This is a genomic window from Nocardioides yefusunii (genome assembly GCF_004014875.1).
Classification (GTDB): domain Bacteria; phylum Actinomycetota; class Actinomycetes; order Propionibacteriales; family Nocardioidaceae; genus Nocardioides; species Nocardioides yefusunii.
Map to the genome: position 1 here is coordinate 773,055 of NZ_CP034929.1, position 19,691 is coordinate 792,745.

A 19,691-nucleotide genomic window follows, 5' to 3' on the forward strand; every position below is an offset into this window, starting at 1 on the left:
CGAGCCGATGCGGGAGAATGCTGCCCGTGCCCAAGCCCATCACCATCCTCGTCGAGGGCGAGTCCGACAAGGCCGCCGTCGTCACCCTCCTGCCCCGTTTCGGCATCGACGCCGAGGCCGAGAACATCACCGTCACCGTCATCAACGGCGCCGGCAACTTCGGCCGCGCGATCCCCGAGACCGTCGCCCTGGGCCACCGCGTCGGTGGCCTCTACGACGAGGCCGAGGAACACTTCGTCGCCGACGCCCTGAACCGTCAGGCCGGTGAGGACCTGACTCGTCAGGGTTTCTTCGCCTCGCGCCCCGACCTCGAGCTCGAACTGGTCCGTGCCGTCGGTGCGGTCGCGATGACCCCGCTGCTCGAGCAGCACGGCGACCTCAAGACCTTCCGCAACTTCCAGGACCAGCCCAAGTACCGCGACGCCGACGTCGTCGAGCAGCTGCGTCGCTACATCGGAGCCAACGGTGCCCGCAAGGCCAAGTACGCCGCGATCCTCGTCGAAGCACTCGAGTTCGGGGCGTTCCCCGAGCCGCTCGAAGGCATCGTGAACTGGATCTGGAGCGCCTGAACATGAGCAACGTCCCGGCACGCAACGACGACGGATCGCGTCCCGGGCAGGCCTGGCTCTGGGCGGTCCCACTGTTCTCCGTGGGGCTCCTCGGGTTCGTCCCGCCGCTCGCGATCGCACTGCGCGCCAGGACGTCCCTGGCCTGGGGTTGGTTTGCCGGGTTCGTGGCAGCGCTGGTCCTCGGGCTCACCTTCGTCGACAGCGAGGGGTTCCTCGGCAGCGTGGCGGTCGCCGGCATCCTCGCCTCCATGGGTGGTGCCGCGGTGTACTCCGCGGTGCGCGGCAAGCAGTACTTCTTCCGTCCCGCCCCCGCCCCGCGGATGGGCTCGACGTCGATCGCCGGCGACGCGAACCAGCTCGCGCTGGCCCAGGTCGCTGCGCAGCGTCGTCGTCGTGAGGACGCCCGCACGATCGTGCGCAACGACCCCGGCACGGCCCGCGACCTCGGCATCGGCCGCCCCGACCTCGGACGCGGCTACGACGACGGCGGCCTCGTGGACCTCAACAGCGCCCCCGTGGAGCTGCTCGTCGCTGTTCTGGGACTCACTCCGACGCAGGGACAGGCCCTCGTCGAGGCGCGTGCCCGGGTGGGTCGGTTCACGCTCGTCGAGGACCTGCACCTGGTCAGCGAGATCGACCTCGCCACCTACGACCGGATCACCGACCGGGTCGTCCTGCTCTGACCCGGACGGCGAGCGACGCAGCTGCTCAGGCCGAGGCGATGCCGGGCAGCCAGAAGTAGGGCAGTGCCTGACCGGCGGAGTAGTACTCGGACGGAACCTGCAGACGCCACGCCGGGTCGGTGACCAGTTGCTTGAGCTCGTGGTCGCTGAAGACGTCGCCCTGACCCGCGGGATAGAGGGTGCTGACCCTGATCCGGAGTCCCTCGACGGGGTCGTAGACATTGATCTCCTGGGCGGAGTAGTCGTCGGGGCTCTCCTTGCGCTGCACGAGCATGGTGCCGCCGTTCTCCGTCGTGATGAGGGTGCAGGCCACCTCGCGTCCTGCGACACCGCAGCGGTTGTTGCTGGGTTCCTCCTCGGCGACCATCACCAGCACCTCGATCCGGGCATGTCCCTGCACGCCGTCGACATCGGCTGAGCCGTCCGCGAGAGTCGCGGTGCCCGAACCGGTGATGACGCCGCCGTCCTGGACCGCGGTGTCCCCGTGTTCGCCGCCGAACGAGATCGGGTCGACGGTGAGGTCGTCACGACCGAGTGCCTCCAGCCGCTCCAACAGCATCGCGGTCGCGATCCTGCCGTCGAGTCGGATCGTCTCCGGGGCGTCGTCGGGGACCTCGACCCCGGAGACGCCCGGCGAGAGCACCATGCCGATCGCGTCCGCACCCGAGGCGACCTTCTCGGCGGGGTGAAGATACCGCTCGGACTCCGGGGCGGGGACCTGACCCTCGTGTACGTACCGGTCGAAGGAGAAGTCGGGGAAGGTGGAGGGCCACTCCTGGGGCATCCACCAGGGCAGCGGTTCGGCAGTCGTGGCCGGGCCGTCCGCGGGTGCCGCGATCGGGGAGGAGCCGGGCAGCCATCCGGACGTTCCCAGCGAGAGCAGTCCGACGGCTGCTGCCGTGCCGAGGGCGACCACGCCGCGGGTGCGGTGACGACGGCGACGCAGGAAGGCGCCGTCGGCGCGGGCACCTGCGGCGATGCGGGTGTGGTCGAGGTGCACGTCGAGCACCAGGTCGTCGAGTTGGTCGTGCAGGGTCGGGTTCGTCATGAGCAGTCCTCGGGAGTGGCCAGCGAGGGGAACTGGGTACGGAGATGTTTCAGGGCGCGGTGGCTGCGGGTGCGGCACGTGACCGGGGAGAGGCCGAGCTGCTCGGCCGTGTCGGCCACCGAGAGGTCCTCCCAGTAGCGCAGCACCACGACGGCACGGTCGAGTGCCGAGAGGGTCGCCAATGCCTGCATCAACGCGAGGCGGGTCGTCGGGTCGGATCCCGGAGCCGAGGTCTCGGCCTCGGTGTGGACCTCGACGATCCGTCGTCGTCGCTTCTCGTCGAGGTGCAGGCGCAGCATCACCCGGCGGGCGTACGCCAGCGGATGGTCAGCGCGACGGACCTGTTTCCACTTCGAGAAGAGGCGCGCGTACGCGTTCTGGAGCAGGTCCTCGGCCGTCGAGCGGTCGCCGGTGAGCAGGACGGCAGTGCGCATCAACCGGGTCCCGGTGGAGTGGACGAAGTCGTCGAAGGTGTCCACCGTGACCGGGACGGTGATCCGCAGCGAGGCTGGGACGGTTGTCGTGGTCATACCTGCATCGACGGGGGTCACCGTCGTTACGTTGCAGGCCCGCCCCGATCCGTCATTGGTCTGGACCGGGCGAGGGCTCTTAGGTACTCAGGAGTCGACCGTGGATTCCTCGCGCAGCCGCGGCTCCACCCGCTGCTCGGGGTGGTAGCCGTGCTTGTCGGCGTAGAACGCGCGGATGACGTCCATGTCGGCGCGCACGTCGCCGGTGAGGGTGATCGTGGGGCCCAGACCGGTGGTCTTCGTGGGGCCGTCGACGAAACCGAGGGAGACGTCGAGACCGGCGTCGCGGGCGATCCGGTAGAAGCCCGACTTCCAGTGGGTGTTCCCGCTGCGGGTGCCGTCAGGGGCGATCACCAGCCCGAACGTGGCACCCGAACGCATCTGCGCGACGAGGTCGTCGACGAGACCCTGCGGGTTCTCCCGGTCGACGGGGATGCCGCCCAGACGGCGTGCGATCGGACCGGCCACGCCCTTGAAGAGGCTCTTCTTGCCCAGCCACCGGATCTCGATGCCCAGGCTCCACGCGACCGCCAACGTCAACGGGAAGTCCCAGTTGGAGGTGTGCGGGGCCCCGAGGAACACCACGGGGCGGCCCGGAGCGGGCTCGGAGGCCAGCTTCCAGCCCGAGAGGGCGAAGAAGAGACGGGCCAGCAATCGCTTGAGCATGGGGTTCACAGTAAGGCGTCGCGTCGAACCGCACGACGGCGGTGAGCACCGTGGACGGCAACCGGACGTCACCGGATCGCGTTCGTCCCCATTCCCCGGGCAGGGTTGAGGATCCTGACGTCCTGCAGATCGTGCGCTCCCGGTGCGGGCCGCCACAGAATGGGCGACGCCTGAAAGATTCAGACCGGTGTGGTTGTTCCGGTCCCCTTCACTCATCGAGCCAACTGTGACGCCCTTGACCGGTGTTCGTCGCCACCATGATCTTCTGGCCGCTGGCCAGGAAGTGCGCGGGCGCAGTGCTCAAGGCCCCAGGCACGGCTGCCGTCAACAAGGCCGCTCGCGGGTGACGGCCCCCGTGTCCGTCGAGCCGCTCACCGTGGAGGTGGGCGGCTCGAGGTGCTCCCGGGGTTGCTCAGATCGGTACGACGATCTGCCTGGACGCGTTGTTCTGAGGAAGGATCTTGAAGACGCGGTCGGGTCCGTTGGTCCTGTTCCCGCTGGAGAACGTGATGGTGGCGTACGTGCTTCCGTCCTCGACGTCGGTGTCCATCATCGCTGAGGTGTTGAAACTGAGCGACAGCGTCGAGGCGGCTGCGTTCACGGTGGTGGGTCGTCGGAACGTGAAGGTGAAGTAGGACGACCCCATGTCCCCGCGGTTGCTGCCCTGCAGGGACCAGGCGCCGTGGTTCGCGCTCGCGCCAGCGATCGAGTTGTACCCCTCGACGTGGGCGCCGGCCCGCGTGGTGCCGGTGAGGAACTGAACCTGGACCTGAACGGTGCCCAGAGCCACTCCGGCGGGGACCGCGATGGTGAAGTTGAACCGCCCGATCCCGGTGTAGTCACTGCGGCTGTCCCCGACGGTGGCGAGCCCTTCGAAGGAGTTGGAGGCGATCGACCAGAGTGCCCGGGAGTCTGCGAACGCGGGCGCCGCAGCAGCCACGGCGACAGTGGGCGCGGCCCAGGCCGCTGTCCGGACGACGGTGCGGCGACTGGGGGTGGGGTGGGCAGTGCTGGGGTTCACGAACGCTCTTGGAACGAGCCGCCTGTGCGGCTGGGCAGACCTCGGCGCGGTCGGTCCGAGAGCGGCATCGAGGGGGTAACGGAAGTCGCGACGCTACGGCGCGCAGGTGAGATCCTCAGGGAGATTCCCGATCAGATTGATCTGAGAGAGCGTGTCCTTGCTGCGCCGTGTGAGTCTCCGACACGGGTGGTACTGCTCGACCAGTGTCGTCGGGGGTGGAACAGTGAACGCATGGGTGCCATGCGCAGTGTCGTCTCCGCCGTCCTCGTGCTGCTCGGGTTGTTGCTGGTGGCGGTCTCGGCCCCCGCCACCTGGGCCCGCGAACACCTCCTCGACACCGACGAATGGACCCGGACGGTCTCCCCACTGATCGCGCAACCACCCGTCCAGGACGTCGTCAGCACGGCGCTGGTCGACGGCGTGGACCCCGACCGGAGACTGCCCGACGTCGCGCGGGCGCTGTTGGACCGAGCCACCGACGCCGCCGTCGCCACCGACACCTTCGCCTCCGCGTGGGACAGCGCGGTACGGATCTCGCACGAACACCTCGTGGAGACGATCCGGGAGGACGGCAAGGGCATCGACACCAGCCAGGGCGTCGTCGCCATCGAACTCGCACCCCTCTGGGAAGCGCTTCTGCCCCGCCTCGACGAGGCCGGGATCCCCGGACTCGACCGGCTTCCCAGTCCGGAGGGCACAGTCGTCCTGGACGACTCCGAGAAGACCGCTCGCGTGCTCGACCTGGCCGGTGAGGTGGACGCCAAGGCCTGGCCGGTCGCCGTCGTCGCCGTCGTCGCGCTGCTGCTCGGGGTGCTGTTCGCCCGTCGGCGCGGACGCACCCTCGTCCTCGTCGGGATCGGCCTGGTCCTGGTCGCCGTGGTCGAGTGGGCAGCCTGGACGCTGCTCAAGGACCAGTGGATCGACGGCGGGGGAGACCCCGCGGGCGAGGTGTTGCTGGTGGCCCTCACCGACTCCGTGGAGAGCTGGCTGCTCCCGGTCGGCGTGACTGGCGTCGTCGTCCTCCTCGTCGGAGCCGTGGCCAGCGCCCTCGGCCGTGCTGCACGTGGTCGGGCCGAGCAGGAAGCAGCCCTGCGATGAGCGAGCCGATCGCCCCGACGCCGCCTGCGCAGCACGCACTGGGCGTCCATTCCGAGGTCGGTCACCTCAACACCGTCATGGTCTGCGCCCCCGGACTGGCACACAGCCGACTCACCCCCGCCAACTGTGACGAACTGCTCTTCGACGACGTGCTCTGGGTCGAACGCGCCGCTGCGGACCACGCCCAGTTCGTGGCGACGTTGCGCGGCCGTGGGATCGAGGTCCTGGAGTTCTCCACCCTCCTCGCCGAGACCCTCGCCGTGCCCGAGGCCCGCACCTGGGTGCTCGACCAGCGGGTCCGTTCCCGGCGTGTCGGCGCCGAACTCGTCGACGATGTCCGCGCACACCTCGACGGCCTGGCCCCCGTGGCGCTCGCCGAGGCCCTCGTCGGAGGACTCACCCCGGCCGAGTTCGCGCCCGGTCGGGCCGGGGACCTGATGCGGTCGGTGTCCCGGGCGCGGGGGAGCACCGAGTTCCTGCTGCCGCCGCTGCCCAACATGCTCTACACCCGTGACACCACCTGCTGGATCGAGGACGGGGTCACCCTCAACCCCCTGCACTACGCTGCGCGCACCGAGGAGACCGTCCTCGCCGCCGCCGTCTACCGGCATCACCCACGCTTCGCCGGACAGGTCACCGAGTGGTGGGGCGACCCGACGAGGGACGCTGCGATGGCGACCCTCGAGGGTGGCGACGTGATGCCGATCGGCAACCGGACGCTGCTGGTCGGCCTGTCCGAACGCACGTCGCGACAGGGCGTCAGCTCGCTGGCGCACGCACTCTTCGCCCGCGGCGTCGTCGACCGGGTGATCGTGGCGGTGCTGCCGCGGATGCGCGCCGCGATGCACCTCGACACCGTCCTGACCTTCGCCGACCGTGACGTCGTGCTGGTCCACCCCGACGTCACTGATCACGTCCGGGCGATCTCGCTGCGTCCCGGGCCTGCGTCCGCGGGAGGGCTCGACGTGCGCGAGGAGGCCGGAACGCTGACCGAGGTGATCGCGTCTGCTCTCGGGGTGGAGCGGCTGCGCGTCGTCGACACCGGTAGCAGCCCTTCGACCCGCGCACGCGCGCAGTGGGACTCCGGTGCGAACGTCGTCGCTCTCGAACCCGGCGTCGTGATGGCCTACGACCGCAACACCCACACCAACGACCTGTTGCGCGCCGAAGGTGTCGAGGTGCTCGAGATCGTCGGCGCAGAACTGGGACGGGGCCGCGGCGGCGGACACTGCATGACGTGTCCGATCAGCCGCGACCCCGTCTGAGAGTCGTCAGGAGGCGTCAGCCGTCAGCGGCGACGACCGTCCTTGGCACGCTCCTCCAGCGCTGCGGTGAGCATGCCGACCATCGCCTCGACCTGGATGTCGGCGGAGTTGATCTCCTCCTCCGAACCGTCCAGGGCGCGCGCGGCGAGACCGGCCTTGGAGTCGATGAGCTCTGCGATCCGGGTGTCGACGGTCTGGTTGGCGATGATGCGCCACGCGGTGACCGGCTCTTCCTGACCGATGCGGTGCACGCGGTCGATCGCCTGGGTCTGCTCGGCGTCGGTCCAGGACAGTTCGGCCAGGACGACGTTGGAGGAGACCTGCAGGTTGAGACCGACGCCGGCTGCGGTGAGCGAGCAGACGATGACCTCGACCTCGGGGTCGTTGACGAATGCGTCGATGTTCTTCTGACGCGCCGTCGCGGACTGATTTCCGCGGATCGAGGAGTGCTTGATGCCGCGCTCGTCGAAGATCTTCTCGCAGGTGTCCATCACGTCGACGTGCTTGGCGAAGACGACGACCTTGCCGACGTTGCGCACCAGCTGGGCGGCGTAGTCGGCGGCCAGCGGAGCCTTGGCAGTACCGATGCGACGGATCATCGAGAAGACGTTCTCGCCCGAGTTGTCGTCGGAGGCCTCGTCGCGCTCCCACTCCGCGACCCTACGCACCAGCTCGGTGTCGATGCCCGCGACCCGGTTCTCCTCGGCCCGGGCCGCGACGACACGGTCGTAGCGCTCCAGCAGGCGGCGCGCCATCTCCCGCTCGGCGGCGCGGATCGAACGGCCGGCCTCGCCCTCGAGCTCGACCGGGATGTCGGCGATCCGACGGGCCGGGATGTCGGCGGCGACGTCGACCTTGCGGCGACGCACGATGCCCATGTCGACCACCGAGTGACGAGCGGCCGGATAGAACGCCTTGTCGTCAGGGGCGTAGCCGGACTCCTCGAGCTTGGCCATCAGGCCACCGAGCGGCTTCTTCTCGTCGATCCAGCCGAGGAACTCCCAGATCGAGGTGAAGTCCTCGAGGTCGTTGATCAGCGGGGTACCGGTCAGTGCCATCAGCAGCGGGCTGACCTGGCGCTCACGGATGCGCTCGGCGATCTTCTGCACCAGCTGGGAACGCTGCGACTTGCGGTTCTTGATGAAGTGGGCCTCGTCGACCACCATGCCGCGGAAGCCGAAGTCGGCCATCCACGCGGCGTGACGGTCCAGGACCTCGTAGTTGACGATCACGATGTCGGCGAAACCGTCGAGGTCGTGCCCGTCGCCGGTGATGACGGTGGAGCGTCGACGCGGCAGCCAGTGCGCGGCCTCGCGGGCCCAGTTCGTCTTGACGACGTTGGGGACCACGACGAGCAGCGGGAACGCGTCGGCGGCGTCGGCGGCGACCAGCGACTGCGCGGTCTTGCCCAGGCCGGGCTCGTCGGCCAGCAGGAAGGTGCGGTGGCCTGCCTTGACCGAGGCGACCAGACGAGCCTGGTGACGCATCAGTTCGAGGCCGTCACGCGTGGTCCGGTCGTTGGGGTCGGGCAGGTCCATGCACGCGGCTGCGCCGTTGGCGTACTCGAAGGAACGCAGCAGCGGACCGATCAGTTCCCACGACGCGAGACGGAACGTCTTCGGCTCGACCTTGCGGGCCGCGGCGTCGAAGTCGGGACGCTGGAACGGGTTGGCCAACTGGCGCGAGACGACGGTCTGCGGGACCACACGACGCTCGCTGCCCAGCGGTGCCTCGACCTCCGGCTCCGGCTCGACGTCGGTGAACTCCAGGCCAGCGGCCTCCGACATCTTCCGCTTCATCGCACGGGCGGCGTCGGAGATCTCCGCCTCGTCACCGAGCAGTTCGAAGAGGGAAGGGTCGCGGGTGGTGGTCTTGGCGAGGATGGTGGCCACACCGTCGAGGCGCTTCATCGCATCAGCACGGGACGACTCCGAGATCTCGGTGTCCTCCTTGACGCGGGTGCGCTCCTCGCGCACCAGCAGTGCGACGGCCTGGAACCGGGCCCGGGTCGCGGAGGCGACACGACCACGCTGGGCCTCGGTCTCGATCTCACGCACGGCGCGAGCGAGCACGGGGATGATCCCCTCGTTGTCGAGGTGGCGGGGGCGACGGTTACGACGGTTGCCGCGGTTGCCGCCGCGCGATGCCGTCTTGCTCTGGCCGGACAAGGTGCTCCTCTGGGGTTCCACGCCGTGGCCGTCGGGTGTTCCGGGCGCTGACGCGGTGTGGAATGGGCACGAGCCGCTGTGGGGCGGGGTGACAGGCAGTCCGACGTGGTCGTCTCGACGAAGTTCGACGCACCCGCGCGACGGGTGCAGAACCTCAGTGCTGCTGACTGCTACGAGGGAGGCTGTGCGCTTGCGGACGCCGTCCCGGGGCTGTGCTGAGGAGATTCTAACGCCTCGATGCTCCGGTTGTGCAGTGACCGGGATCCGGACGGGAGGTTCAGACCTTCCGCCGTCGTTCGATCTCACGTTTCATGACGCTGGGGACTGCCCTGCACACGCGGGTCACACGCTGGACGCGAAGCTTCCACAGCGGGGTTTCGGAGGCGTGGTCACCGTGGTACGCCCGGATCTCGTCGGGTGAGAGCACGAGGGCGTACCAGATGTAACGGGGACGTTCCCGCCAAGGCAGCTCCTTGAACGCGTACCACCATGCGGTGTAGGGATGCGCAGTCGTGCCGAGCATCCAACGTTCGTACTCGGTGTCCTCCGCCGGGTGGGAGGGAGCGACGGTCATCCCGATCCGATCGAAGAAAGGTGCGAGAGGGCGGACGCAGCCTGTCTCCTCGGACAGCCTCGAGAGGTCGGCCCGGTCGGAGGCGTCCAGGCGTGTGGAGGCCTTCTCCACGAGCCGGTCGAACGCGGTTTCGTTCTCGGGCCGCCAGAGCGAGCGAAGGTGGTGCAATGCCGCGATCGCAGCGCTGCTGGCGAGGTCAGTGAACTGGACAGGATGGCCGGCCTGGGGAAGTTCGATCCGACGCTGCCAGAGGATCTCGAAGACCTCTGAAGCCGGAGCGAGGAATCCTGGGAAGAAGGAGTGCAGGTCGAGCCCGATGGGCCAGTGGTCGTTGAGCAGGTCGATGGAGTGGTGCCCGAGGATCTGCGGGTTCTCGTGCGGCCCTGCAAGACGCCAGTCGGCGGATTCCATGGCGGCCTGCATGGCGTCGAGGTCGTCGGGGTGCACCATCACGTCGATGTCGGCCGAGACCCGCGGCTCCCGCAGGCCATGGTGCGCCAGGACCACGCCCTTGATCGCCAGGGCCCGGATCCCGTGGTCGGCTGCGACCCGGGCGACGAGGGCGTAGGCGAGCGGGATCGCCTCGGCGGAACTGAGGCGCATCTCGGACGTCGTCATGCGGGTCCTTCCCGGAGCAGGCCAAGACCGAGCAGTTCGCCGACGAAGCCCTCGACGTCGTCGCGCACCTCGTCGGGGGAGAGGCCCACCTCGTCGGCGACCGCGGCCACCACCGCGGCCCGGTCGCGGCTACCGTCCACGCACTCCCAGATCACGGCGGCGGGGCCGGCCAGGATCCGTGGGGGCGTGCTGGGGGAGGAGAGGTCGACGAGAGCATGGCGTCCGCTCGGGTCGACGCTCGTGTGGGCGACGTCAGGGGAGTGCGACAACGCCCCGCTGCCCGCCGCGGGGGCGGCGGGCAGCGGGGCGTCGGCAGCGTTGCTCATGTGTGGTCGGAGACCTTCCGCAGAGGGGACACCCTCAGCGGGCGGCTCGCGTTCCGCGGCGCTTCGGCTGCTCGGCCGCTGCGTCGTCGGCGGTCGGCGTGGCCGAGTAGGAACCGTAGGAGCCGTAGGTGCCGTAGCCACCGTAGGTGCCGTAGCCACCGTAGCCACCGTAGGAGCCGTAACCGAGGACCTTGCCGCGGCGCGGGACCCGGTTGACGATGACGCCGAGGGTGCGGGCGTCGACCTGGGACAGCGACTCGAGAGCGCTCTCGAGGTGGTGGTCCTTGGTCTTGTTCGCCGAGATGACGATCAGGGCGCCGTCGGTGCGGGCCGCGAGGATCGCGCCGTCGGTGACGGGGAGCAGCGGCGGGGCGTCGATGACGACCATCGCGTTCTGGGAAAGGCGGTTGAGCAGGTTGCGCATCGCCTGCGAACCGAGCAGCTCGCTCGGGTTCGGGGGGATGGAACCGGCGGCCAGGACACGCAGGTTGTCGTGGCCGGGGATGCGCTGGAGCGCCTCCTCGACGGAGATCTTGCCGGTGAGCACGTCGGTGAGACCGACACCCTCGACCAGGCCGAGGCTGGAGGCCACCATCGGGCGACGCAGGTCGCCGTCGACGAGGACGACCGGCTGGCCGGAACGCTCGATCGCGGCGACCAGGTTGGAGGCCACGGTCGACTTTCCGTCACCGGGGAGCGGGGACGAGACCACGATGACGCGCGGCGGGTTGTCCACGTCCATGTAGGTCAGGTTGGTGCGGAGCTTGCGGAAGGCCTCCGAGGACGGGGCCTGGCCCTGCACCTTGGTGTCGGCGTCGACCGCGAGCTGCGAGAGGCCGGAGACCTGACGCTTGAGGACCTGGGCGTCAGGGATCTGACCCACGACGGCGACCTTGAACTTGTCCTCGACCTCCTTCTTGGAACGGAGGCGACGGTCGAAGGAGCCGCGCAGGACGGCGTATCCGAGACCGAGCAGCAGGCCGAGCACCAGCGCGAGTCCGATGTTGCGGACCGGGTCGGGAGAGATCGGCGCGGTGGGCAGCGCCGCTGCCTGCACCGGGATCATCCGGACCGGGGCGATGCCCTTGTCCTCGGGGTCGAGGATCAGGTCGATCTCGTCGGACAGCGCGGTGACCCACGCGTCGGCGAGACCCTGCGCGAGCTCGGGGGTACCGGCTCGCGCGACGATCTTGATCAGCACGGTGTCGGTGGGCTGGGTGGCCTGGATCTTGGTGACGAGGTCCGACGGCGAGTCGGTCAGTTTGAGGTCGTCGATGACGCGCTGGGCGACCTGACGGCCCTTGGCGAGCTCGAGGAACGAGGTTGCCTTCGACTTGGCGAGGCTGTCGTTGACCGACGCCAGGGCCGAATTGTCGTCACTGCTCGATGTGGTGACGTAGCCGTTGGCATCAGCGGCGTACACCTTGGACCGGGTGAGGGTCCAGCCAATTCCGAGGAGGACACAGACAACGACGATCGCCACGACCCCCTGCCAATGGTGGCGTAGAACGCGTGCGTAGTCCTTCAACTCCACGAAAGAGCCCCCTGCTGCTGTGGTCTGAGTGAATCACGGGGAGTCTACGGGGCCGCCGCGTCAGGTGACACCTAGGGTTTCTCACCTGTGACCATGCCTAGACTCCGGGCATGGTCACGGAGTTGTCGTTGGACGTCATGGGTGTGCGGGTCGTTCTCGACCTGGGGGGCGCGGACGCAGAGGTCCTGCGGGGCTGTGTCGAGCATGCCTGGGACCGCTGCCTGGTGGCACCTGGGTCCGCGGGGCCGGAGGGTTCCGGGACGGCCGTGCCCGCTCGTCGGGTCGAGGTGGTCCTCGACCCCGACACGACCGTCGTGGACGAGGCCCGGAGTCGCGGAGCCGTGGTCGGGACCACGGAGATCGTCGTCATGGACGAGCTCACCACCCGCTTGGTCCGTGAGGGTCTGGAGGCCCTGGTCGGTGACCGCTGGCTCCTGCACGCCTGTGCCCTCGGCGACCCGGAAACCGGTGCGACCGTCGTCCTGGTCGCGCCCTCGGGCACCGGCAAGACGACGGCGTCGCGCACGCTGGCCACCTCCTTCGGCTACGTCACCGACGAGACGGCGGTGATCGAACGTGACGGCACGATCACGCCGTTCCCCAAGCCCCTGTCGCTGTTGGTCGACGGCCGCCGTCCCAAGCGTCAGGTCTCGCCGACCGAGCTCGGCATGCTCCCGTCGCCTCCTACGCCGTGGCTGGCGAAGGTCGCGCTGCTCTCACGTCACGAGGACGCGGAGGGCGTCGTCGTGGAGGAGGTCGCTCTGGGGGAGGGGCTGGCACAGCTGGCCGAGCAGACCTCGTCCCTGCACCTGCTGGAGGACCCGTTGGCCTCGGCGACGGCGATCCTGCAGGCCCGAGGCGGCCTGACCCGTCTCGTCTACTCCGAGAGCGCTGACCTGGTCCCGGTGGTGCGCGGATGGCTGGACGCTGCCGACCGCAGCGCGATCGGCCCCGCTCCGGTGCCGGGTGCGCCTCTCGAGCAGCCCTGGGCAGAGCCTGCCGCTGAGTCCGAGTCCGAGCCCGCGGCCGAGGACTCGAGGGGGGAGAAGCCGGCTCGACTGCGCCGTTGCGCGGTTCTGGACGAGTTCGCGATCGACGAGACGGTGGTCGTGCTGCTGGAGGGCCAGGTCCTGACCCTGTCGCCGGTGGCTGGTCTGGTCCTCGACCTGGTGGGCGAGACGGGGGCAGCGGGCATGGAGGTCGCTGCGCTCGAGGCCGCCATGGAAGAGGCCATCGGAGTGCCCGCTGAGGGCACCGTCGCCGACGCGCTCACCCCGATCGTCGACGACATGGTGACGCGGGGGCTCGTCGAGCGCATGTGAGCCGTCCTGAGAATCCCCGGTCCAGGGGCTCTTCCCAGGGGGACTCGTGCTGGGTACCGTCGCGGCCCATGGACGAGAGAGTGAGTCGGTGGGCAGCCGCTGTGCGGAGCACGTCCGTCGCGGAGGGGATCCACGCCGTCGACCTCGACGGCGGTTGGAGCGTGGGTGGCGGCATCAACGGCGGCTTCCAGATGGCCGTCGTCGGTCAGGCGCTGGCCTCGGCGGTGCCCGGCAAGCCACACCCGGTGACGTTCGCGGCGCACTTCCTCTCCGCTGCCACCGGAGGTCCGGCACTGGTCCGGACCACGGTGCGGCGCGAGGGTGGTCGTTTCGCGACTCTCAGCGCCGACCTGGTGCAGGACGACGTCGTCCGGCTCACAGTCACCGCGACCTACTCCGATCTCGCGCTCCTGCCCGACACGGTCGCCACCACGGCCGCTCCCTTCGCGATGGCTCCGCTGGAGGAGTGCGTCTCGACGTCGTTCGCTCCGCCGGAGTTGAAGAAGGTGGCTCCGCTGATGGAGCGTTTCGACATGCGGTTCGACCCGTCCAGCATCGGGTGGGCGGTGGGGGAACCCAGCGGTGCCGGCGAGCTCCGGGCCTGGTTCCGCGTCGAGGAGGGGCAGGCACCTGATCCGGTGCAGCTGTTGCTGGCCGTCGACGCTCTCCCACCGGTGACCTTCGACCTCGGTCTGCCCGGATGGGCACCGACCGTGCAGCTGACCGCGCACGTCCGCGCGGTCCCCGCCGACGGCTGGTTGCGACTGCGTCAGGTGACCCGCAACGTCGCCGGTGGGCTCTTCGAGGAGGACTGCGAGGTGTGGGACTCCGCGGACCGGTTGGTGGCGCAGTCGCGGCAGCTCGCCGTGCTCCCGCGCTGAAGTCTCAGATCCTGCGAGCAGCCCGAGGGGCGTCTCAGTCGAACCAGGAACGGCGCATCGAGACCACCCAACGACGACGTGGGTGCTCGGTGACCGACCAGAGTCGGTCGGTCTGGGGCCAGTAGGAGAGGTCTTCGGGTCCGACGGGCAGCGCGAACCAGTGCTGCTTCAGGCTGCCGGGGGTGCCGGTGTACATCGAACCGGGCAGGAACGGCCCTCGCGAGACGCTGACGTGGTGGCGTCCCTGGGCCAGGGCGACTCCCTGCATCTGCACCACGCCGTCGGCGTCACGGACCGGACGCGAGGTGCCCGAGCCGTCGGTGGCCGGAAGACCGGTGGCGGGATCGAGCTCGTAGCGCGCCAGACGGGTGCTCTGCTGGCCGCGTCCGTACTCACCGGCGAGCAGGCCGGGAGGGGTGCTGGATCGGTCGAGGGAGAGGAACGAGTAGCGCAGCGGCTCGTGGCCCTCGTCGGTGAACGCACGATGTGCGTGCCGCACCGGGAGCACGTAGTGGTGCCCGAAGCTGGCCAGACGCGGGCCGCGGGCGTCGTCGTCGAGGACACCGATCCGGGTCGGGTGGAGGTTGTCGTCGCCCACCCGCATCAGGTCGTCGAGGTGGAAGGAGAGGAACCCGCGCCCGGTGGCCGCCACGTGCAGCCAGTCGCCGGCCCAGACGATGCCGCCGGCGTGGATGTTGACGCCGGCCATCCGGAGGCGGTGGTCGCTGTCGAAGTGCGGGTCGACGAGCAGCACGTGGCGGTAGCGCAGCGTGTCGAGGTCGAGGACGCTGATCCGGGACCCGCGCTTCACGCCGTCCACAGGCTTGGCGTACGAGGTGGTGACCACCAGGCGACGCCCACGCCAGGTGCCGTCGCCCGACGCGCCCGCGTCGGCGGAGGTGGTGACGCCCTGGGGCCACCAGACAGGGTCAGCGCTGTCGTGGGCGTTCCAGGCGATCGCACGGTCCACGGCGCGTCCGGTGAGGCGTCCCACCAACGACTCACGCGCGGTGAACTTGAGGTTGTCGACCACGTCCGCGAACCCGACCCGGCCACCGGCGACGTCGGCGAGCGCGTCGATCCTGGCGACGTTGTCCTCAGTGCGTTCCAGGTGCACGCCGGTGAGGCGGAGCGGGGTGGCGGCGGCGTCGTCGGAGGTCACCCCGGCAGGTTATCGCCGCCGGCCACGAGTGCGACACGCTCGCCCGCGTCGGTGCACCATGGAGGCATGAGGGCCATCTTCTTCGACGAGGACGACGCAGCCGCCGTGGTGCGTCGTCTGACCCACGACGGGTACGACGCACAGCTCGAACGCGAACGCTTCCAGGGCGAGGACGACGACGAGGACCACCCGTGGGCGGTCCTGAGTGACGCCCCCGAGTTCGTCCTCGAGGTGCTGGTCGACGAGTACGACGGCTGGCTCGACCACGGCGACGAGCCGGAGCCCGTGGTGCCGCAGCTGCCGCCGCTGCGTCTGCCGCCGAGCAGCGTCGTCGGGGCGTCCGCGGACGAGGCCGTCGAGGAGCAGCCCGCACCGCTGGACCTGCCGTCCGCGCCGCGTCGGGTGAAGCGACCCGACCTGCTCTCCCGGTTGGGCGTGAGGAAGCACGGACGTGACGACTAGGCTCGGCCCCATGACGTCCGCGCCCCTCCCCGCCCAGCGTCTGCTGCTGGTCCACGCCCACCCTGACGACGAGTCCATCGGCAACGGAGCCACGATGGCGAAGTACGTGGCGATGGGTCGCCACGTCACGCTGATCACCTGCACCGCCGGCGAGCAGGGCGAAATCCTGGTCCCCGAGCTGGAGCACCTCGCCGCTGACCGCGACGACGCCCTCGGTCCGGTCCGCAAGGACGAGCTCGAGGCCGCGATGAAGGAGCTCGGTGTCACCGATCACCGCTTCCTGGGCGGTTTCGGCACCTACCGCGACTCCGGCATGCAGTGGCACGCTGAGGGGCACGCGATCCCCGCCGACGACGTCCGCGACAACGCGTTCTGGAAGGCCGACCTCACCGAGGCCGCCGACCACCTGGTCGCCGTGATCCGTGAAGTCCGCCCGCAGGTCCTGGTCACCTACGACGAGTTCGGCGGCTACGGCCACCCCGACCACGTCCAGGCCCACCGGGTCGCGATGTACGCCGCCCAGCTCGCCGCCGTCGACTCCTACCGTCGTGACCTGGGCGCTGCCCACGAGATCGCGAAGATCTACTGGTCGACGATGTCGGAGGAGAAGATGCGCGAGGGCATGCGTGCCCTGCGCGCCCAGGGCGAGACGTCCGGCTTCGCCGCGATGGACCCCGACGGCCCGATGCCGCGCATCGCCACCCCGGAGTCGGACATCGCTGCTGCGGTCGACGGCTCCGAGTTCCTGGACGCCAAGATGGCGGCGCTGACCGCGCACGCCACCCAGATCACCACCGACGGGCCGTTCTTCGCGCTCAGCAACAACGTCGGCGCCTCGGCGTTCGGCGTCGAGTACTACCGCCTCGTCAAGGGTGTGCGTGGCCCGGTCGGCGAGGACGGCTTCGAGACCGACCTGTTCGCCGGAATCGACGCGGACGCGTGAGCACCGCCCGGCGTGGGGTGCCGGCTCCGGTCACGGCGGTGGTCCTCGCCGTCGTCGGTCTGCTGAGCGCCCTCGCCGGGGTGCTGGTCCATGCCGACTGGTGGGGGACGGCCCTGACCTGGGCCGTCCTGGCGACGGTCCTGCGGGCGTCGTCGTCGCGTTGGTGGGGCCGTCCGGCCTTCGCCGGCGCCTGGTCCCTGGTGATCGTGTGGTCGCTGTTCCCGCGGGCGGAGGGCGACTTCCTGGTCGCCGACACGGTGGCGGGATGGCTCCTGATGGCGACCGTTCCGGTGGCCCTCGTGGTCGCCTTCGCAGGCGTGCTGAGGGGGTCGCGCGGGCCCCGGACGGGCACTGCGGCCTGAGCCCTCGCGGCGCGGCCGGTTCCTCCTGCGCCGGTGTCCTCCTAGACTCTCAGGGTGTTCGATCCCAAGAAGACCGACGAGCCCACTCCGGAGGAGACTCCCGACGAGCCCGTCGAGCAGACCTCTCCCCAGGAATCCGACGCTGCTGTCGAAGGCGGTGCGGAGCAGGTGGCGAGCGCTGCTGAGTCCCCGGACGACGACGCTCCCGCGCTGCCCGACGCTGACGCGCCCGCCGACACCGACGTGGCTGCCGAGGCCGATGCCGTGACCGCAGTCGAGCCTGGCGCGGTAGCTGAAACCGCGCCTGAGGCAGCAGCCGAGACCGCGCCTGCAGCCGAGGCAGAGCCCGCGACGGCGAACGCCCTTCCTGAGCCGCCGCCGACCGTTGCCGTGCCGGTCACTGCGCCGACCCCTGAGCCGGACGCCGCGGCTGCCCCTGAGGCGGACGCCGCGGTGGCTGAGGCTGCGCCGTCCACCGCTCCCGTGGTGCTTCCCGCGCCGCCGAGCGCCGCTGAGCCGGAGGTCCCGTCGACGCCCGAGCCCGTCTCAGAGCCCGTGGATGAGCCTGTGGATGAGCCTGTGGATGAGCCCGCCGCGGAGTCGCTCGAGGAGCCCGCGTCGGCTCCCGTCGCGGACCTGCTCGACCAGCCGGTCGTCGCCCCCGTGGCCGCGTCTGCGGCCGGCGGCAATGACGGGGCCGTCCCTGCCGGTCCCACCAGCACCGCCGTCGAGGACGCACCGCGTCCGCGTCGCCGTGGTCGCAAGGTCGCGCTCTGGACCGTCGCCGGTGCCGTCGTGCTGGGCGGCGGCTACGCAGCTCTGCACCAGGTCGCTGCCGGCCGGGTCCCGCAGGGCACCACGGTCGCCGGCGCCGACATCGGTGGCAAGACTTCCGGTGAGGCGTGGACGACGCTGGAGTCCGCGTTCTCGGAGCGTTCCACCGCTCCGATCGAGATCACCGTCGACGCCGAGTCCAGCGAGGTCGACCCCACTGCAGCCGGCCTCGACTTCGACCACGACGCGACGCTCGCGCAGGCCGGGGTCAGTGACTCCTGGGCCCCGAGCACGATCATCGACTACTTCACCGGCGGTACCGAGGTGGAGCCCGTCGTCACCGTCGACCCGGACAAGCTCTCCACGCTGCTCGACCGCGTCGACAAGGACCACGGCACCAAGGTCCGTGAGGGCAAGGTCCGCTTCGAGGGCGCCGAGATCGTCACCGTCGAGCCGCGGGCCGGCAAGGTCGTCGACCGCGCCGAGGCCGAGAACACGCTGCGCAAGGCGTTCGTGAGTGAGGACCGTGCGGTCGAGCTCGCCGTCCTGCCGACCGAACCCGACGTCGACGCCGCGGACGTCGCGAAGGCCGTCGAGGAGTTCGCCAACCCGGCCGTGTCCGACGTCGTCACCCTCACCTCCGGTGACGTCGAGGTCGTGCTGGAGCCGTCCGACTACACCGCCGCGCTCAAGCTCGCTCCGGTCGACGGCGCACTCCAGCCGCAGCTCTCGATGGAGAAGCTGAACGACCTGGTCGACGCTGCGCTGGAGAAGAAGGGCGGTCCGAAGGAGGCCACCGTGAAGCTCGTCGGCGGGAAGCCGACGGTCGTCCCGGACGAGAAGGGCATCGCCTTCGACGAGAAGTCGCTGGAGAGTGTCTTCCTCGGCCTCGTCACCAAGCCGGCAGGGGAGCGCAGCGCCGAGGTCACCTCCGTCGAGGTCCGCTCGGACTTCACCACCGAGGACGCCGAGAAGTTGGGCATCGTCGAGGAGATCTCCAACTACACGACGCGTTTCCCGGCTGCCGCGTACCGCTTCACCAACATCGGTCGGGCCGCCGAACTGATCGACGGCACCGTCCTCAAGCCCGGCGAGGTCTTCTCCCTCAACGAGATCGTGGGCGAGCGCACCGCGGCCAACGGCTTCACCAAGGGCACGATGATCGCCGACGGCGTCTTCAAGGAGGACTTCGGTGGCGGCGTCTCGCAGATGGCGACCACCGTCTTCAACGCGATGTTCTTCGCCGGCTTCGAGGACGTCGAGCACAAGCCGCACTCGTTCTACATCTCCCGCTACCCCGAGGGCCGCGAGGCCACCGTCGCGTGGGGTTCGGTCGACCTGCGTTTCCGCAACGACTCCGACCACGGCGTCCTGATCAAGGCCAGCGTCACGCCGGCCGGAGGCGAGGGCCTCGTCAACGTCACCATGTGGTCGACGAAGCGCTGGGACATCACCGCGTCGAAGTCGGGCCGCTACGCGCTCACCTCACCCAAGACCCGCAACCTGTCGGGCCCCGAGTGCGTGCCCAACAGTGGTTCCGGCGGGTTCGACGTGGACGTGAAGCGGTACTTCCACAAGCCGGGCCAGGACGCGGTGGTGAAGACCGAGAACTTCCACACCACGTACACGCCGGCCGACCGAGTCGTCTGCAACTGACCCGGCGAACAACACTGGTCGAGCAGCAC

The 19,691-nt window shown here is 69.9% G+C and carries 19 protein-coding genes; 10 read left to right on the top strand and 9 right to left on the bottom strand.

Going from position 1 to position 19,691, the window contains the following annotated elements; all coding sequences use genetic code 11:
• Positions 1 to 17: 17 nt before the first annotated feature.
• Together EOV43_RS03490 and EOV43_RS03495 are read left to right on the top strand one after the other, a co-directional pair.
• A complete protein-coding gene (locus EOV43_RS03490; RefSeq protein WP_239022210.1) occupies positions 18 to 569 on the top strand; it encodes a TOPRIM nucleotidyl transferase/hydrolase domain-containing protein in 552 nt (183 codons plus the stop codon).
• Positions 570 to 571: 2 nt separating this feature from the next.
• A complete protein-coding gene (locus EOV43_RS03495) occupies positions 572 to 1,252 on the top strand; it encodes a ComEA family DNA-binding protein (protein ID WP_128219703.1) in 681 nt (226 codons plus the stop codon).
• A gap of 25 nt (positions 1,253 to 1,277) precedes the next feature.
• On the opposite strand, the gene EOV43_RS03500 is transcribed toward EOV43_RS03495, so the two are convergent.
• The 4 genes from EOV43_RS03500 to EOV43_RS03515 all read right to left on the bottom strand — a co-directional run bounded on the left by EOV43_RS03500 (position 1,278) and on the right by EOV43_RS03515 (position 4,517).
• Positions 1,278 to 2,300 (bottom strand): hypothetical protein, encoded by a 1,023-nt coding sequence (locus EOV43_RS03500; protein ID WP_128219704.1) that lies wholly within the window; start codon positions 2,298 to 2,300, stop codon positions 1,278 to 1,280.
• Positions 2,297 to 2,830: a SigE family RNA polymerase sigma factor gene (locus EOV43_RS03505; RefSeq protein WP_128219705.1), complete on the bottom strand. Its 534-nt coding sequence runs from the start codon at positions 2,828 to 2,830 to the stop codon at positions 2,297 to 2,299. Before EOV43_RS03505 ends, EOV43_RS03500 begins: the two co-directional genes overlap by 4 nt.
• Positions 2,831 to 2,917: 87 nt before the next feature.
• Entirely contained in the window at positions 2,918 to 3,496 is a 579-nt protein-coding gene (locus tag EOV43_RS03510) for a 1-acyl-sn-glycerol-3-phosphate acyltransferase (RefSeq protein ID WP_128219706.1), read from the bottom strand.
• A 412-nt stretch (positions 3,497 to 3,908) separates the two neighbouring features.
• Entirely contained in the window at positions 3,909 to 4,517 is a 609-nt protein-coding gene (locus EOV43_RS03515; RefSeq protein ID WP_128219707.1) for a hypothetical protein, read from the bottom strand.
• 231 nt (positions 4,518 to 4,748) lie between these two features.
• Between EOV43_RS03515 and EOV43_RS03520 the strand changes: the two genes are divergently transcribed.
• Both EOV43_RS03520 and EOV43_RS03525 read left to right on the top strand, forming a co-directional pair.
• On the top strand, positions 4,749 to 5,615 hold the full coding sequence (locus tag EOV43_RS03520) for a hypothetical protein (RefSeq protein WP_128219708.1): 867 nt from the start codon (positions 4,749 to 4,751) through the stop codon (positions 5,613 to 5,615).
• Positions 5,612 to 6,880 (top strand): arginine deiminase, encoded by a 1,269-nt coding sequence (locus EOV43_RS03525; protein ID WP_128219709.1) that lies wholly within the window; start codon positions 5,612 to 5,614, stop codon positions 6,878 to 6,880. Before EOV43_RS03520 ends, EOV43_RS03525 begins: the two co-directional genes overlap by 4 nt.
• Before the next feature lie 23 nt (positions 6,881 to 6,903).
• Here the strand turns inward: EOV43_RS03525 and EOV43_RS03530 are convergent, their stop codons facing one another.
• The 4 genes from EOV43_RS03530 to EOV43_RS03545 form a co-directional block, all read right to left on the bottom strand.
• A complete protein-coding gene (locus EOV43_RS03530; RefSeq protein WP_206611384.1) occupies positions 6,904 to 9,048 on the bottom strand; it encodes a DEAD/DEAH box helicase in 2,145 nt (714 codons plus the stop codon).
• Positions 9,049 to 9,325: 277 nt separating this feature from the next.
• Positions 9,326 to 10,240 (bottom strand): nucleotidyltransferase family protein, encoded by a 915-nt coding sequence (locus tag EOV43_RS03535; protein WP_128219710.1) that lies wholly within the window; start codon positions 10,238 to 10,240, stop codon positions 9,326 to 9,328.
• Positions 10,237 to 10,566, bottom strand: coding sequence for a PqqD family peptide modification chaperone (locus EOV43_RS03540; RefSeq protein WP_128219711.1), 330 nt, complete (start codon positions 10,564 to 10,566; stop codon positions 10,237 to 10,239). Before EOV43_RS03540 ends, EOV43_RS03535 begins: the two co-directional genes overlap by 4 nt.
• 34 nt (positions 10,567 to 10,600) lie before the next feature.
• Complete coding sequence (locus EOV43_RS03545; protein ID WP_164878641.1) at positions 10,601 to 12,049, bottom strand: tyrosine-protein kinase domain-containing protein; 1,449 nt, start codon at positions 12,047 to 12,049, stop codon at positions 10,601 to 10,603.
• Between the two features lie 161 nt (positions 12,050 to 12,210).
• Here EOV43_RS03545 and EOV43_RS03550 point away from each other — a divergent pair, with 161 nt between their 5' ends.
• Both EOV43_RS03550 and EOV43_RS03555 read left to right on the top strand, forming a co-directional pair.
• The gene (locus EOV43_RS03550) at positions 12,211 to 13,422 is read left to right on the top strand and encodes a nucleoside/nucleotide kinase family protein (protein ID WP_128219713.1); all 1,212 of its coding nucleotides are present in this window, start codon (positions 12,211 to 12,213) and stop codon (positions 13,420 to 13,422) included.
• A 68-nt stretch (positions 13,423 to 13,490) separates the two neighbouring features.
• Positions 13,491 to 14,303: a thioesterase family protein gene (locus EOV43_RS03555; protein WP_128219714.1), complete on the top strand. Its 813-nt coding sequence runs from the start codon at positions 13,491 to 13,493 to the stop codon at positions 14,301 to 14,303.
• Between the two features lie 34 nt (positions 14,304 to 14,337).
• On the opposite strand, the gene EOV43_RS03560 is transcribed toward EOV43_RS03555, so the two are convergent.
• Positions 14,338 to 15,465 carry a hypothetical protein gene (locus EOV43_RS03560; protein ID WP_128219715.1) on the bottom strand — a complete coding sequence of 376 codons (1,128 nt, stop codon included), beginning with the start codon at positions 15,463 to 15,465 and terminating at the stop codon, positions 14,338 to 14,340.
• A gap of 66 nt (positions 15,466 to 15,531) precedes the next feature.
• Here EOV43_RS03560 and EOV43_RS15535 point away from each other — a divergent pair, with 66 nt between their 5' ends.
• From EOV43_RS15535 to EOV43_RS03580, 4 genes are read left to right on the top strand one after another with little or no spacing between them, the layout of a single operon-like run.
• Entirely contained in the window at positions 15,532 to 15,927 is a 396-nt protein-coding gene (locus tag EOV43_RS15535) for a hypothetical protein (protein WP_206611385.1), read from the top strand.
• Positions 15,928 to 15,937: 10 nt separating this feature from the next.
• On the top strand, positions 15,938 to 16,870 hold the full coding sequence (mshB, locus tag EOV43_RS03570) for an N-acetyl-1-D-myo-inositol-2-amino-2-deoxy-alpha-D-glucopyranoside deacetylase (RefSeq protein ID WP_128219716.1): 933 nt from the start codon (positions 15,938 to 15,940) through the stop codon (positions 16,868 to 16,870).
• Positions 16,867 to 17,232 (top strand): hypothetical protein, encoded by a 366-nt coding sequence (locus EOV43_RS03575; protein ID WP_128219717.1) that lies wholly within the window; start codon positions 16,867 to 16,869, stop codon positions 17,230 to 17,232. Before mshB ends, EOV43_RS03575 begins: the two co-directional genes overlap by 4 nt.
• Positions 17,233 to 17,286: 54 nt before the next feature.
• Positions 17,287 to 19,662 carry a VanW family protein gene (locus EOV43_RS03580; protein ID WP_128219718.1) on the top strand — a complete coding sequence of 792 codons (2,376 nt, stop codon included), beginning with the start codon at positions 17,287 to 17,289 and terminating at the stop codon, positions 19,660 to 19,662.
• Positions 19,663 to 19,691 lie beyond the last annotated feature (29 nt).